Below are 418 nucleotides of genomic sequence, written 5' to 3' on the forward strand. Positions count from 1 at the left end.
TCGGCGGTTCGATCCCGTCATCCTCCACCATTTAGCCGACTTAGCTCAATTGGTAGAGCAACTGACTTGTAATCAGTAGGTTGGGGGTTCAAGTCCTCTAGTCGGCACCAGAAATCATGGCGGTTGTGGCGAAGTGGTTAACGCACCGGATTGTGGCTCCGGCATTCGTGGGTTCGATTCCCATCAGTCGCCCCATTTTTCTTAAATAAATTAATATGCGGGTGTGGCGGAATTGGCAGACGCACCAGACTTAGGATCTGGCGCCTTTGGCGTGGGGGTTCGACTCCCTTCACCCGCACTTTTAATTAAATAACTCATACATGTCTTGCGGAAGTAGTTCAGTGGTAGAATACAACCTTGCCAAGGTTGGGGTCGCGGGTTCGAATCCCGTCTTCCGCTCCAATTTTCAATATGACAT

General features: G+C 50.2%; 4 tRNA genes. All 4 read left to right on the top strand.

What is annotated here, in order from left to right:
• The first annotated feature begins 34 nt into the window (after window positions 1-34).
• The 4 genes from MR143_RS32720 to MR143_RS32735 all read left to right on the top strand — a co-directional run bounded on the left by MR143_RS32720 (window position 35) and on the right by MR143_RS32735 (window position 402).
• Window positions 35-110 (top strand) — tRNA-Thr (locus tag MR143_RS32720).
• Window positions 111-119: 9 nt separating this feature from the next.
• Window positions 120-195: transfer RNA gene (locus MR143_RS32725), tRNA-His, on the top strand.
• 22 nt (window positions 196-217) lie between these two features.
• Window positions 218-298 (top strand) — tRNA-Leu (locus MR143_RS32730).
• Between the two features lie 29 nt (window positions 299-327).
• Window positions 328-402: transfer RNA gene (locus MR143_RS32735), tRNA-Gly, on the top strand.
• Window positions 403-418: the final 16 nt, after the last annotated feature.

Source organism: Bacillus cereus group sp. BfR-BA-01347 (assembly GCF_022663835.1).
Classification (GTDB): domain Bacteria; phylum Bacillota; class Bacilli; order Bacillales; family Bacillaceae_G; genus Bacillus_A; species Bacillus_A thuringiensis_K.